This is a genomic window from Myroides sp. C4067, assembly GCF_038039665.1.
Lineage (GTDB): Bacteria > Bacteroidota > Bacteroidia > Flavobacteriales > Flavobacteriaceae > Flavobacterium > Flavobacterium odoratimimum.
Window position 1 is genome coordinate 44,239 of sequence record NZ_JBBPHJ010000013.1, and the last position, 15,293, is coordinate 59,531.

14 protein-coding genes and 1 riboswitch are annotated in these 15,293 nt (G+C 32.1%); of the genes, 5 read left to right on the forward strand and 9 right to left on the reverse strand.

Translation table 11 applies throughout. From position 1 onward, the window contains the following. The first annotated feature begins 75 nt into the window (after window positions 1-75). Complete coding sequence (locus AABL87_RS10755) at window positions 76-726, forward strand: DUF6266 family protein (protein ID WP_006263216.1); 651 nt, start codon at window positions 76-78, stop codon at window positions 724-726. A gap of 248 nt (window positions 727-974) precedes the next feature. Here the strand turns inward: AABL87_RS10755 and AABL87_RS10760 are convergent, their stop codons facing one another. Continuing rightward, window positions 975-1,298: a Bor family protein gene (locus AABL87_RS10760; RefSeq protein WP_006263215.1), complete on the reverse strand. Its 324-nt coding sequence runs from the start codon at window positions 1,296-1,298 to the stop codon at window positions 975-977. A gap of 530 nt (window positions 1,299-1,828) precedes the next feature. Further along, window positions 1,829-1,968, forward strand: a riboswitch (cobalamin riboswitch). Between the two features lie 168 nt (window positions 1,969-2,136). On the opposite strand from AABL87_RS10760, the gene AABL87_RS10765 reads away from it, so the two are divergent. Continuing rightward, entirely contained in the window at window positions 2,137-2,562 is a 426-nt protein-coding gene (locus tag AABL87_RS10765) for an acyl-CoA thioesterase (RefSeq protein WP_006259391.1), read from the forward strand. A gap of 193 nt (window positions 2,563-2,755) precedes the next feature. Here AABL87_RS10765 and AABL87_RS10770 read toward each other — a convergent pair whose 3' ends face one another. The 5 genes from AABL87_RS10770 to AABL87_RS10790 all read right to left on the reverse strand — a co-directional run bounded on the left by AABL87_RS10770 (window position 2,756) and on the right by AABL87_RS10790 (window position 7,560). After that, window positions 2,756-3,691, reverse strand: coding sequence for a siderophore ABC transporter substrate-binding protein (locus tag AABL87_RS10770; protein ID WP_006263214.1), 936 nt, complete (start codon window positions 3,689-3,691; stop codon window positions 2,756-2,758). A 20-nt stretch (window positions 3,692-3,711) separates the two neighbouring features. Further along, the gene (locus AABL87_RS10775) at window positions 3,712-4,470 is read right to left on the reverse strand and encodes an iron ABC transporter ATP-binding protein (RefSeq protein ID WP_006259395.1); all 759 of its coding nucleotides are present in this window, start codon (window positions 4,468-4,470) and stop codon (window positions 3,712-3,714) included. After that, window positions 4,467-5,414 (reverse strand): iron chelate uptake ABC transporter family permease subunit, encoded by a 948-nt coding sequence (locus tag AABL87_RS10780; protein ID WP_006259398.1) that lies wholly within the window; start codon window positions 5,412-5,414, stop codon window positions 4,467-4,469. The genes AABL87_RS10775 and AABL87_RS10780 overlap by 4 nt, the downstream gene beginning before the upstream one ends. After that, window positions 5,407-6,357 carry an ABC transporter permease gene (locus AABL87_RS10785; protein WP_006259399.1) on the reverse strand — a complete coding sequence of 317 codons (951 nt, stop codon included), beginning with the start codon at window positions 6,355-6,357 and terminating at the stop codon, window positions 5,407-5,409. The genes AABL87_RS10780 and AABL87_RS10785 overlap by 8 nt, the downstream gene beginning before the upstream one ends. 309 nt (window positions 6,358-6,666) lie before the next feature. Then, window positions 6,667-7,560: a LysR substrate-binding domain-containing protein gene (locus AABL87_RS10790; RefSeq protein WP_006263213.1), complete on the reverse strand. Its 894-nt coding sequence runs from the start codon at window positions 7,558-7,560 to the stop codon at window positions 6,667-6,669. 89 nt (window positions 7,561-7,649) lie between these two features. Between AABL87_RS10790 and AABL87_RS10795 the strand changes: the two genes are divergently transcribed. Continuing rightward, window positions 7,650-8,876: an MFS transporter gene (locus AABL87_RS10795; RefSeq protein WP_058699485.1), complete on the forward strand. Its 1,227-nt coding sequence runs from the start codon at window positions 7,650-7,652 to the stop codon at window positions 8,874-8,876. Between the two features lie 28 nt (window positions 8,877-8,904). On the opposite strand, the gene AABL87_RS10800 is transcribed toward AABL87_RS10795, so the two are convergent. The 3 genes from AABL87_RS10800 to bioB all read right to left on the reverse strand — a co-directional run bounded on the left by AABL87_RS10800 (window position 8,905) and on the right by bioB (window position 11,929). Then, the gene (locus tag AABL87_RS10800; RefSeq protein ID WP_006263211.1) at window positions 8,905-9,177 is read right to left on the reverse strand and encodes a TM2 domain-containing protein; all 273 of its coding nucleotides are present in this window, start codon (window positions 9,175-9,177) and stop codon (window positions 8,905-8,907) included. A 254-nt stretch (window positions 9,178-9,431) separates the two neighbouring features. Beyond that, entirely contained in the window at window positions 9,432-9,875 is a 444-nt protein-coding gene (locus AABL87_RS10805; RefSeq protein ID WP_006263210.1) for a hypothetical protein, read from the reverse strand. A 1,079-nt stretch (window positions 9,876-10,954) separates the two neighbouring features. Further along, complete coding sequence (bioB, locus tag AABL87_RS10810; protein ID WP_006259406.1) at window positions 10,955-11,929, reverse strand: biotin synthase BioB; 975 nt, start codon at window positions 11,927-11,929, stop codon at window positions 10,955-10,957. A gap of 315 nt (window positions 11,930-12,244) precedes the next feature. On the opposite strand from bioB, the gene AABL87_RS10815 reads away from it, so the two are divergent. Beyond that, window positions 12,245-14,326 carry an LTA synthase family protein gene (locus AABL87_RS10815; protein WP_341277334.1) on the forward strand — a complete coding sequence of 694 codons (2,082 nt, stop codon included), beginning with the start codon at window positions 12,245-12,247 and terminating at the stop codon, window positions 14,324-14,326. 391 nt (window positions 14,327-14,717) lie between these two features. Continuing rightward, window positions 14,718-15,290, forward strand: a complete 573-nt coding sequence (locus AABL87_RS10820) for a Crp/Fnr family transcriptional regulator (RefSeq protein ID WP_006259408.1) — start codon at window positions 14,718-14,720, stop codon at window positions 15,288-15,290. The last annotated feature ends 3 nt before the right edge of the window (window positions 15,291-15,293 follow it).

Genomic DNA, 15,293 nt, shown 5'->3' on the forward strand with positions numbered 1-15,293 from the left:
GTGAACTAGAAGAAAAGTACCCTTCTGATATCTTAATTTTACAAGAAGTAAATCAACCATTTAAAAATCAATATTATGGCAGAAGCAATGAACGGAATGTTAGGTGGCGTATCTGGTAAGGTAGGTCCCGTAATAGGCGTAAGATGGCGAGGTCGCTATTTCTGGCGATCTAAAGCGAGGAAAAGCACTAAACCTTTTTCAGAAAAACAGCGGATACAGCAGGAGAAAATGGCACTTGTATCTTCTTTTTTAGCCAAAATAAGAGGATTTATTAATCAATACACACCAATGAGACAAGGTGAAAAATCACTCATCAATGGTACAGAACAACAATCTTCGTTTTTACTCAGACATGGTATCGGCTATGAAGACAATAGAGGGTACTTACAACTCAATCTAGTCACTGTATCTATAGGAACACTTCCTGTAGCGCATATCCATAAAATAGAACTTACAGAAGATAAGCAAATCAAACTAGAATGGGAAGACAATAGCTATAACAGCATGACAGCAGAATCTGACCTGCTAAGCGTCGTAATCTTTCACAATGAAGAAGAGGAATTTCAGATCTATGATACGGTAGGACAACGAATGGATAAAATAGGACTGATCACACTGAAAGAACAATGGACTTACGGTACGATCCATATCTGGACAATGTGGAAAAACAAAGAAGAGACACTGAATAGCACAAGTTTATATCACGAAGAAATAGCTCTAGATTAGCTGATCAGATATAGTGTAGTACTCTACTTCATTCCTGCCTAAACAACCGATAGAAATGAAGTAGATACACTATGCTATTATACCTAATAGAACTTTTATATTATCTATCAGATTCATTTTATAGTACATTAGGTAGAATAATGAACTATATAATCTGATGATGATAACTGATGTGACGCTTAAATCAAAAAAAGGATTAGATAACCTCCTGATTACCTAATCCTTTTTAATACTTCTAAGAGCAACAACTATTTCTTAAAGTCCTCCATAGGTACATAGATAGTGGTAGTCGTAGGAGTGTAAATACCAAAAGTAATACATCCTAATAGACCATCTACAAAGCTCATCTGAGTCTTCACAACATAGTTCGTTTTCTTATCTGCTAGTTCACTTCCTTTATACCCTTTGTTTAAAGGAATTAAACCTGCTATAAGTGCATGATTCTTCTTTTTGTTTACTTCTACCACAGGCATTGTTAGATCAGTATCACCTACTGCTACTTTTGCTGTATAACAAGATGTCATAGTCATTGCAACTACACAACACATCAAGGCTAATTTAATTGTCTTCATTTTTACTATTCTTATTTTTAATGATTCTAAATATACTACCCCTTAAAGTATATTAAAAATAGTGAGACAGTATTATAACAATATCATATATAACATTCCCTATCAAATAAATAACTTATAAAAAATATTAAAAACAGAAATGTAATTTAAAAACACCGCTATTTAGAACAATAATAAATAAAGACATAAATAGTCAATTTAAGCTATTCACTTTATAAATCAGATTACGTATCGCTAATTAGATCTAAATAAGGCTTTTTTACATACAAATCAAGGCAAAATATACACTGATTAATACAAGAAATAACTCCCCCTAAAAGCTTTATCAACCTCAGACTCACCTTACATATCAACCCAATACTACAAAGCAATTCTGTCCCATGGTTCTTCCATTAGCGATATAACCATACTTTAAGTAAAATCACTCTTGTAGGCCAATTTTGTATAATAACTATTCGTTTAGATGCCAAATACATAATCTGGGTTAAAAATGAACTAAGATTTACACTAGATTAATCATTTCCCATTTATAGTACTTATATTTGCAAGGTTATACATTGAATAAACTACTCTGTTAGGGGAATCGTGTGAAACTCACGAGCTGTCGCGCAACTGTAAGTAATTAGTACTAATTATAAGTCAGATCACCTACATAGTAGAAGTATAATATTATGGTATTGCTTTCGCGATTTGAAGCAACATAGCTATACTAATATCTTTCCCTTATGACATTTTAGAAAGAATAGTATACTAAACAACTAAAAGCCAAAATAGCTATTCCATAATTTATGAATATTAAAAGTAATAACTAACTCAAAAAAAGAATCATTACAACAATATGGAAGGTCAATTAACAAACAGAGAGTTACGTATCCAAAAAAAAATAAAGGATTCGGAAACACACGTATTTAAAGCTGTATTCCCAGGACAAACTAATCACCACAACACCATGTTCGGTGGAGCGGTAATGTACATTATGGATGAGATAGCATTCATGACAGCTACACGATTCTGTCGTAAACCTATTGTAACTGTATCTAGTGATAAGATTGATTTTAATCATCCTATCCCTGCAGGAACACTAGTAGAGCTTATCGGGACAGTAGTACGTGTAGGAAGAACGAGTCTAGATGTACGCGTAGATGTATTCGTAGAAAGTATGTACAGAGAAGGAAGAGAAAAAGCGATGACTGGTACATTTACTTTAGTAGCGATCAATGAGAGCAAACGCCCTGTTCCAGTATTTGACGAAGTAGAAGAATAATAAATCTTTATATCATACAAAAAATCCCTAACGAATAATCATTAGGGATTTTTTTATACACACTGTTTTGATTTCTATTCTAAAAACAGCACACGCTTGGCCTCTTCTAACAAGAATTTGCTCAAGCCACAACACTATTTCACAATAAAAGCTACCTTATTCAGATAGCTTTTATCGCAAAAAAAATTAAAGATTATTCAGCAATTGCTTGCTCAACTTCGTCTAACATCATTTTGATAGACTTAAGTCCTCCTCCTGATAAATACCATATTTCTGGGTTTAAGAAAATGATTTTATCATTTTTATATGCGTTTGTTTGTTTTACTAATGCATTAGCAAACTCCTCTTTACCCATAGTCGCTCTCTTAATAGCAGCTCCTCTATCGATTACGAAGATGTAATCTGGGTTTAATTCTTTAATGAACTCATTAGAGATCGCTTGACCATGTGTAGCAGCTTCGATGTTTTGATCAGCAGGTTTTAATCCGAATACATCATGGATAATCCCGAAACGAGATCCTTTTCCATAAGCACTTAAACGTCCTTCGTTAGCAAGCACAACTAAACCTCTTTTCTCAGATTTAGCAGTAGTCTCGTTAATCTTAGCCACACGCTCATCGATTACTTTTAACTCTTTCTCTACCAACTCTTCTTTACCAAACAACTTACCTACTGTACGTTGGCTAGCTTTAAAAGAATTCATATAATCTTTAATATCAATATCAAGATTAATAGTAGGAGCTATTTTACTAAACTCATCATACATAGAAGCAGTACGAGCTGCGATAATGATAAGTTCTGGTTCAGCTGCATTTATTTTCTCCATATTAGGTTCTTTAATACCACCTACATCTACTAAATTAGCATCATCTGCATATTTAGATAAGTAAGCAGGCATATTACCTTTAGGAGCTCCTTTAAATTCTATACCTAAATCCTCAAAAGTATCTATCATTCCATAACTAAGAATAACAGTGTTTTTAGGGTTTTCTTTTACTTCAGTAGTTCCTGACAAGTGCTCAACTGTCACTTTTGCTACATTCTCCTCTGTAGTCTCTGTCTTCGTTTCTTTACAAGACGTAAAGATTAAAGCTGAAGCTGCCACGCAGCTTATTAAAAATTTACTCATAACAACTCGATTAGTTAAAATTATTTAAAGTATATACACACCTTATTATTACAGTTATCTACAATAGTCATATCTATATCGAAAACTTCTTTCATAATATCCTCGCGAATAATATCATCCGTTAATCCGAAATGGATAATCTTATGATCTTTAACTGCTGCAATATAGTCTGCATACGAAGAAGCATAATTAATGTCGTGCACTACAATAATTATGGTCTTTCCATAATCATCTGCCAAAATTCGAAGAATCTTCATAATCTCGACAGAGTGTTTCATATCTAAATTATTAAGTGGTTCGTCTAACAGAATATACTCTGTATCCTGAGCCAACACCATCGCTAAGAAAGTACGTTGACGCTGTCCTCCACTTAATTCATCTATGTATTGTTCTTGAATATCTGTTAGTCCCATAAAAGCAATACTCTCCTCTACCTTCTCATGATCGATAGCGTTCATTCTACCTTGAGAATGTGGAAAGCGCCCAAACTCGACTAACTCTTTAACTGTTAACCTTACATTAGGATGATTTGCTTGTTTTAAGATTGATAATCTTTTTGCGAAATCTCTATTCTTAAAATTGACAATATCTTGATCTAATAAATTGATAAGTCCTGAGTCTTTAGCGACTAAACGACTAATAATAGATAACAGAGTACTCTTACCTGTTCCGTTCCCTCCTACTAGACATGTGATTTTTCCTTTTGGAAAAGAAACTGACACATCATTTAGAATCATCTTCTCACCATACGTCTTAGATACATTCTTTACTTCTATCATCCTTTGTTACTTTTTAATAATAAATAAATAAAATACACCCCTCCTACAAAATTGATAATAATACTAATAGTAGTACTCATATTAAAGAGATGCTCCACTAGATATTGTCCTCCTACAACAGTAACCGCTGTTAGCAAACAACATGCTAGTACCATATAACTATGCTTACTACTCTTCACAAGCTCGTAAGTCAAATTGGCAACTAATATTCCTAAGAACGTAATAGGCCCTACCAATGCCGTAGAAATAGCTACCATCACAGAGATAATAAGCAAATTAGCTTTGATCACTTTATGATAGTCTACCCCAAGACTTATGGCATTCTCCCTACCTAAACTAAGTACATCTAACTGTCTAAAATATTTAATCCCCACTAGCATAGAGGCTATTAATAAGACAGCGGATATAGTCAATAGATTTAGGTTTATCTTATCAAACGAAGCAAACATTGCCGACTGTATGATTAAGAATTCATTAGGATCAATAAGCATTACTATAAAAGAAGAGAAACTCCTAAACAGTGTTCCCATTAACAGTCCCACTAATAGTAATAAATACATACTCTTACTCTCTCTTCTGAATACTAAATAGTACATCACTAAAGAGAATCCTAACATTAATACTACAGATATCGCAAAGTTGGTTTCTGAATTAAGAACCTGAAATGTTCTATCTCCATAAGCAAACACTAGCAAAGACTGTAACAACAAATAGAATGAATCAAACCCCATAATAGAAGGTGTCAAGATTCTATTAGCTGATATTGTCTGAAATATAATAGAGGAATACCCTATAGCAAACGATATTAAAATCATCGCAATAACCTTATATCCTCTTCTAGGTAATACATAATCTAATTTGGTTCCCGTAAAGGTGAACATATATATAGCAATGAATAATAATAAAACAACTGCTAAAACTGTAATAATCTTGTTCTTAAACATGTTTAGCGCGTTTAAATATTAGTATTAAAAATATTAATCCACCAATGATACTTACTGTTAATCCTATCGGAATCTCATAAGGTGCTATTAACATTCTGCTTATTATATCACATACCATTAAAAAGATCGCTCCTATCAATGCTGTATAACTAATCGTCTTCTTAAGATTATCTCCAAACATCAAACTCACAATATTAGGAATAATCAATCCTAAAAAAGGAATCACACCTGCTGTCAGAACTACTACAGTAGAAGTAATAGCTACAAATATCAATCCTAGATAAGTAATCTTCTTATGGTCTAATCCTAAACTACTCGCGGTGTCTTCTCCTAAACCTACGATAGTAAACTTATTAGCGTATAAATAGCTCAAGAACACAATCGGAACTCCTAAGTATAAAATCTCATAGTTCCCTTTGATAATAGATGAAAAGTCTCCTATCAGCCAACCTTCCATATTCTGAACCAAGTTCGTTTTATAAGCAAAGAACGTAGATATCGCATTAAGGATATTTCCAAAAACTATCCCTACTAATGGAATAAAAATGATATTGCGCATTTTTATCTTACTCGAGATCTTTAAGAAAATAACACTTGCTAATAAAGCTATTGTAAATGATAAGATCATCTTATAGACCATCCCTCCTCCTGGAAATAATATCATACTAAATAATATTCCCATCTTACAAGCGTCTAAAGTCCCCATCGTAGTCGGTGAGACAAATTTGTTAAGAGAAATCTGTTGTACAATCAATCCAGAAATACTCATACCAATACCTGCTATTAATACAGATATCATACGGGGTAATCTACTTACTAACATAACCAATATCTCATCCTGATCTAGTCGGTGTATATCAAATACAGATATATCTTTTACGCCAACAAATACAGAGATGAAAGAAACTATTATCAGTATAAGAATTAATAATATTCTTATCATTTACTCGTTTGTTTTTATTTAGAATCAAATTAAATAATCGCAAATATAAAAAAGTAAAGTGGCTAACAAAAGAAAAAAACTTATCAATTTATGTAAACTCAATTAGTTATATTATCGGTATACTAATGTATACACGGATTCTATCAAACAAACACAAGTATTAACTCTTCATTTTTTAATTAATTAAATTTTATAACGTTAAAATTAAAGTAATCACAATTCGACCTTTTTTAAAATAAATCTCATTAAGTTCTATTTCATGATAAATAACAGCTCATTTATTACCTAAACAGAGACTGAAACATACAGTTATAATGTGTTTAACTCATCTTTATTCTCATTCATTAATAAATCGACAAATACTCTCACGGACTTTTTGAGATAACTGTCTTTTAATTGAATAATAACAGCTTCTCGCTTCATATCACTATCTATAATCGGGATAGCATAAAGGTCTTTTTCTCCATGTACAGTTGCGTAAGTAAGAACAGTTTGATAAGCTCCTTTTTTGACAAGGTCAATAATCATAGAAGTTTGATTAGTCTCTATAGCGATATTAGGTCGGATATTATACTTTTCGAACTCCCTGTCTAAAAAGTTACGTGTACTGAACCCCTGTACAGGCAAGGCTAGTCTATACTGTTCTATCTCCTTTAGCCTAATCTCTTTTAGAAGTGCTAATTCAGAATCTCTAGCAACCATAAAAGCCATATCTGATATCAATACAGTCTTATAAATGAAATTCTCTTCATGTGCTCCATCAAAAAAAGTCAGAGCAAAATCAATATACTGCTTCTCTAGATACTGCATTAACTCATTGGTCGTACCAAATGTCACCTCTATCTTCACTTCTGGATATGTCTGTGTAAAAAGAGTAAGTGAAGACAGAACTAAAGACTTTAGTCCCCAAGTAAGCCCTATACGCAATACTCCTGTCTTTAGCCCCTCTAAATCCTCTAATAAGAGCTTTCCATCTTCTGCAGCTCTTATACTTCTCTCAGCATAAAAAGAGAATAACTCTCCTGCTTCTGTCAGTGCTATACGCTTTCCTATTCTATCAAATAGTGGTTGGCCTATTTCTTCTTCTAACTGTTTTATTTGTTGAGATAATGTACTCTGTGTAATAAATAAATGCTTAGAAGCTTCCGTAAAATTGAGTAATTCTTTTGCTTTTAAGAAATACCTTAGTTGTCTTAGTTCCATGAGTTGATCGTTTTTACCGATTGATATGATAGAAAAATACCGTTTTACTAATATAGAGCTTCCTCGTAACTTTACAAAAAATAAAGAATATGAATACCACCACCTATACAGAAGAAGTCGTTCATATAAGAGCTGTTAAAGGAACTACTACTTATAAAAAAATCAAATGGAGTATATTTCTAGTAGGTGTCTCTGTATTTGCTCAACTATATAATTTTCAGCCTATACTGTCTGAAATCACACAATACTTTAAAGTAACACCTTCTGAAAGCAGCTATCTAGTATCTGCTAGTACTTTAGGTATGGCTATTGGTCTATTACTTTTTGCATTTATCGCAGATAGTTATCCACGTAAAGACATCATGCTCTTCTCTCTAGTCACCTCTACGATGCTCACCCTCTTATCTGTATGGGCTAGTGATTTTTCTATCTTAGTCAATATTAACTTTATAAAAGGAATGTGCATATCAGGGGTATCAGCAGTGACATTAGCCTACTTAGCAGAAGAAATAGACCCTAAATACATCGGGACTGCCATAAGTTTTTACTTGGCAGGAAATACTTTTGGAGGAATGTTTGGAAGAATTGTCGCCGCATTAGTATCTGGGTGGCTAGGTTGGCAAGCAGCAGTATTTACCATTGGTATACTCGCTGTAGTTATTGCCGTTGCTTTTTATATCTTATTTCCAGAGTCTAGATTCTTCACTCCTAAAAAACTAAAAATAAAACACAAGTTACGACAGATGAAATCTATCTTTAGAAACTATAAGATACTAGCTATGTACCTCGTAGCAATCTGTCTAATGGGAGCCTTCGTGAGTGTGTATAACTTTTTAGGTTTTAAACTTGAGTCAGCACCTTATAACTTACCTCATTACCTAATCGCTATGATATTCTTAATGTACGCATTTGGTATTTTTGGTAATATGGTTGCCGGATCTTTATCAGATAGATATTCTCCTCGTAAAATACTATTGATTGCTTTAGGATTAATGTTAATAGGTGTAATAGGTATGTATATGGACAATCTTGTTATTATCCTATTAGGATTGACTTTCTTCACCATCTCATTCTTTAGTGGACACACCGTCGCTAGCAGAGTAGTTACAACTCTAGGTAAGGAAGCTAAAAGTTCCGCTACAGCCTTGTATTGGTTCTTTTATTATATAGGCTCAAGTATTATAGGCAGTTCTACAGGAGTCTTTGTGAATAAAGGCAATTGGAATGGGTTCTTCTATACGCTTATAGGCATGACTATAATAGCCCTTCTTGCGACTTATCTAAGTACAAGACAAACGAAAAAAGCCACTGAATAGTGGCTTTTTGTTTATATGTTTCTATGTATTAGAACCAACCTTTTTTGTTTGCTTGGTATGTATTATAGAACTCCTCATCTGTTTTAGTTAAATAGATAATTCCTTCAATAAGTCCAATGATTCCAGCAAATCCACAAGTAACTAATCCTAAGATTAATTGGATAACACCTTCTTTAGTATACCCTAAGTAGAATTTATGGATAGCGAAAATAGGTAATAAAATTCCTAAAATACCAGCTACTACTTTCTTATTCTCTTGAGGAGGTGTAGTTGCACTTTTCTGTGTAGTAAATTGTTCCATCTTTTTATATTATTTTTTTTGCAAAATTAAAATTGTTTAATGAACAAACAAGAAAAATATAACAATATTTTAAATATAAACAACAAACACAAATAATACTACTACAAAACAGCTACTTAACATAACTATTTTACAAAAACCATTAACTCTCAAAATAAAATAAAAAACACCAATACTTAAACTTCAATACAATAAAAAAAGCAACCTATAAAATATAGATTGCTCTTTTGTCAATAAGGTGAACTTATCTGAAGCTATTTCTTAAAGCTCACTAATTCCATTTGTGAGATCTCTTTCACATTAATTGGACTAACTAGAGCTTCTGCTCTACTCAAATCAATGATTCTGTATCTCTTCACTTCTCCGTCGGCATCATTTTCTAGACTTATCATCTCACCTTCTAGTACCCAATTTCCTTTAGATTCCTCTAAACTGTATTTGTCAATTGCCTGGTACTTTCCACCTTTCATGATATCAATTTCAATTAGTGATTTTTGGTATCTTTCTTTATGACTTCTACTCACTCCTTCTTGGAAGTCGAAATGAGCTACAATCCATGTTTTTTCAATATTAATACTGTTAACACTTAATGCTTTGTCAATTTCTAAGTTATTATTATCGTCTGCACTGCAACTAGCTAATAATGAACTCATACCAATAATCAAAACTCCAATTAAAACTTGCGCACATCGTCTCATAATGTAAATAATTAAAAAAAATTAATAATAATCTTTTTTAATCCGTGTACACCTCCTCTCCCTCTGGAGGTATTAATACATCAACTGCCTTGCATTCCCCTTTTCGACGTTTTACAGGTATATAAAATCACTGTAAATAAAATAAACACAATTAAGTTTACATAATAAAAAACAGACTAAAAAAGAACGTTTTTAAATACTAGGTAACTCCGACATTGTTACCTTATCTTTTATTTTCTGAGACAAATGTATAACCGTAGTTTTCGCATCAATATGACATAAATCATAAAAATTCTACATATTAACTTCTAACTTAATGGAATAACCCTAATCTTATTCTAATATTAGAAACTTTTTTAGCAATACAAAAAGTTAACATTTATAATATAACAAACTAAACACATTACTTTAACCTTATTAACACTAATATCCACAAACAAATTACGAATAATAAGAAATACAATAAAAAATAACAACAAGAATTACCTTAATTTTTTGTTGCTTTTTTAAAGACATAAAAGATTATAATTCTACATTTTGATCTGTTTTTTTAACTTTTATATCTCTTCGACCTCTATTTCCACTATATATCGCAAATTATTTTTAACTCCTAATACCTCTTTTTTCATAAAAGGCATCTACTATTTTTATTAAAACTAGAGATCACATCAACAAAAACGTTATAATATCTCAAACCTCATTAATAAAACACCTTAGCAATATACAAATACAGTAAAAGCCATGACATGAGTATTAGCTTTAAAAAAGAGATTCCAGAGCTTACAAAACAACAGTCCCCACCGTCACTAGCTCTGGAATCTACAAACACAATAACTCACTCTACATCAATAAAATACATCATATATCACCTAAAACACGATATAACACCTAAGTATTTCAAAAAACCCTTTTCAATACTTATAAAACCTTATCTATACTCTAAACACATTATCAATATTTTTACAGACAAAAACTATTCCTAAATAACTACTTTAAACAATTATTCTACTTTTTAACCAAAAAGAGCCTTAATCACATTGATTAAGACTCTCAGTACATATTATAAATAAAAATATCTTTTATACTTCTACTTCTTTTTTAGATAGCATTGGTTTCAACCCTAAGTTATTCAATAATCTTTGGTCTGATGATAGACTAGGATTAGGAGTCACTAATAATGTTTCGTTATCTCCTGAAAACATTGAGTTAGCTCCAGCCATAAAACACATTGCCTGTTCATAATCAGACATTTCTATACGCCCAGCACTTAACCTCACCATAGTAGTAGGCATCACAATACGAGCTGTAGCAATCATTCTGATCATATCCCAAGTTTCTACTTTAGGCATTTCTTCCATAGGTGTCCCTTTTACACGTACTAAAGCATTAATAGGTACAGATTCTGGATGTGTATCCATAGTAGCTAAGGTATGCAACATAGATATTCTATCTACATCATTTTCTCCTAAACCAATTATACCTCCTGAACATACTGTTATACCTGCCTTGCGCACATTATCAATAGTATTAATACGATTAGAAAATGTACGAGTAGAGATAACCTTGTCATAGTGATCTTCTGAGGTGTCTAAATTGTGATTATAAGCATATAAGCCAGCCTCTTGTAATCTTTTAGCTTGTTCCTCTGTTAACATTCCTAAAGTACAACAGACTTCTAATCCCATTTCATTTACACCTTTAACCATATCAAGTACTTTATCGAAGTCTTTGTTATCTCTTACCTCTCTCCATGCAGCTGCCATACAAAATCGAGAAGACCCTGCTTCCTTTGCTTTTTTAGCAGTGCCTAATACAGTCTCTAAAGGCAGTAGTCGCTGTACCTTTATATCTGTATGATATCTAGCTGCCTGTCCACAGTAAGAACAATCCTCTACACACCCTCCTGTTTTAATAGACAATAAAGTACTTACTTGTACTTCCTCTGGATTGTGATATTGACGATGTACTAAAGAAGCTTGATGAATTAATTCTAATAAAGGAGTATCATATATTGATTGAATCTCAGCTTTAGTCCAGTTGTGTCTAATTTCCATTTTCTCTTTGTTTATTTATGATAGATATTTCAAAAATAGAAGGAAAGAAAAAGGAAAGACTAGTCCACTTTTAGATTTAGACCTATTCCACTTCTAATTTTATACCAACCACTCTATACTCGTTATATTTCATATACAACACCAAGATGACTATATTAAATCCAATTAAAACAAAGCATTAACATATTAAATTAAAAATAAACACACCTTCAATTAATTATTATCAAAATAATAACATTAAAAACACAATAAGACATATTACTTTATTGTTATAGAGAAAAACACAAAACAGATTACACAAAAAACTCAATCACTATGTCAAACAATCCATCATTCTTTATTCCGTATAAATACTTACTTTGTTTTTACTTATTACTGAATTTTGTACTCCGCATTGTATTAATTAATCACCCTATAACCACTTCTACTTTTACCTCAGGAGAAGTATTATCTGTATTTGTGCTAGGTTTTATCCGTGATATTCTCATATTCAGTATAGGATATTTTATATTTTGGCTCTACTTTATTTTCTTTTCAAATCAGAAGTATAATAAACCCTATGGATATATCATATTCGCTATCCTATTAGGTTTATGGGGATGGGTTACCTTTGGCAAAACTATTATATCAGAATATGGCGGTATACTTCCTGAGATAGCTATTACCTTCTTATCTATAAAAACAGTGTTATTCGGCATCTGTCTTTTCTTACCTCAACATAGAACAACCGTTCGAAAAATAAGTTATGCTCTTACATTATTTATCTTCGTATTAATCCTTGTGCAAAACACAGTGAGTGAATTCTTTTTTTGGAATGAGTTTGGTGTTAGATATAACTTTATCGCAGTTGATTATCTCGTATATACTAATGAGGTCATTGGTAATATTATGGAGTCTTATCCAGTGGTTCCATTATTTAGCATCATCGCTTTAATCACATTATTAACTACATATTACATTTTCAAAAAAACAGAGTATGTTATAGAACATCTTGCTCCATTGAAAAATAAGGTTATACTTAGTATTGTTTATTTACTTGTATTTGGAATTTCTTTATCCGCTATTACTAAGGTAATGACTCCTCTAAATACAGATAATATATTCGCTGAAGAATTAGAAAGTAATGGGGTTTTTAAATTCTATCAAGCTTTTAATAACAGTGTCATTGATTATTTTAAGTTCTACAATACGCTACCTGATGATGAACTAGCTAAAAATATTAAACAATTCTACCCTCAATATAACGGAGCTCCTTCACTTCTTAGACATATCAATAGTGATAGTACAACTATCAAAAAAAATGTAGTCCTCATAAGCATAGAGAGCCTTAGTGCAGACTTTATGGAGTTTTATGGCAATACAAATAAACTTACTCCTTTCTTAGATAGTCTAGCGATGAAAAGCTTATTCTTTACCTCTACATATGCTACTGGTAACAGAACTGTACGTGGGCTAGAAGCTATAACGATGTCTATACCACCTTCTCCTGGTGAAAGCGTTGTAAAGCGTAAAGACAATAAAGACAAATTTACAACAGGAAGTGTATTTGCTAAAAATGGATACACAGTCAAGTACCTATACGGAGGAGATGCTTATTTTGACAATATGCAAGACTTCTTCGAAGGCAATAATTACAACATCGTAGATAAGTGTGATTTTAAGCCTGATCAGATTACCTTTCAGAATGTATGGGGTGTAGCTGATGGAGATATGGCTAAGAAAGCTATAGAAGTAATGAATGAGGAATATCAGCAAGGCAAACCTTTCTTTAACCATATCATGACTGTAAGTAATCATAGACCCTTCACTTATCCTGATGGAGTATTAGACACCTCAGACCTTACTAGTGCTAGAGATAAAGGAGTTAGATACACTGACTATGCTATTAAAGAATTCTTTTTACTTGCTAAACAACAGCCATGGTATGATAATACCATCTTTGTAATCTTAGCTGACCACTGTGCTTCTAGTGCGGGTAAGACACAGCTACCTTTAGATAAATATAGAATACCTGCTATGATATATGCTCCTAAAGGGCTTGCTCCACAACAGTTTGATCAAATGATCTCACAGATAGATGTCATGCCTACCTTATTAGGTATACTTAACTTTAAATATGACTCTAAATTTTTTGGGACTAATGTTTTACAAGCAGACTATAAACCAAGAGCCTTTATAGCAACATATCAAGATTTAGGCTATATCCGAGACAACACATTAACCATTCTTAGTCCTAATCAGAAGGTAAGACAATATGCATTCAATACTCAAGCAGTAAATAATCTAATAACTCCACTTACTACACTAGATGAATTACAATCTAAGTATGTAGATGAAGCTATTTCATTTTATCAATTTACAGCTAAACAGCTAGAATCAAAGAGTTATAATAAATAAAAAAGCAGGGAGAGTAGTGCACACTACTCTCCCTGCTTTTTTAAACACACGTAACACAATTATTTATATAAATGCTGTCTACAACAAATAAACAACACAAAATTGTTCTAAAATAATTCAATTCTACATTTACATAAGAAAACGGGAAAACACCACTTACCTTGCTCTCCCGTTTTAATTTTAAAAAACACTTATCACTTTGTAATATATAATTGAAAAAAACTTATCAAATTTAATTAATGAAAACACTAGCACAGCATTCTTCTTAATCTTAGTATAAAACTCCTTAATTCATTTAAATTAATAAGTATTAATACTTAATTTTGATACTGCAAAAATCACTATTATTGTATAACTCACATAGGACATTTGTCCTTAATGCTATAAAAAAATGTTAAGAATAAATATTGACTTTCTATCATACATTGAATCATTGGCACAGACTGATGTTTTTAATGACAAAATTTTATTGCAACCTTATAAGCCTAAAGAAGTTCTACTACATCAGGGTGATCCTGTTACTAAGGTTATTGTTATTAAAGAAGGGATTACTAAATGCTATATCACAGAAGAAAATGGTAAGGAATATATCCCTGAGTTCTTAAGTACAGGAGAGATAATGGGAGAGATAGAGTTTATTGGTAAAAAAAACTGTCTATGCTCAGTAGAAGCTATAACACCCGTAAGTGCTTATATCATTCCTCTATCCGTATTTGAACATTTATTAAAAACAGATATAACCTTTAATAACACCCTACTCGAAGTAGAAGCATTAAGAGTATTTCACACTAGTGAAAGAGCTTCTTTTCAACAACTTTATACAGTAGAACACGCACTAGAAAAACTGTTAGAGCTACAAGAGAAAGAACAAGTACATATCTCTAAAGAAGATATGGCTTCTTATCTAGGTATCACTACACGTACCTTAAACCGTGCTTTAAAAAAAGTACAAGAAGAGGAATAAAAA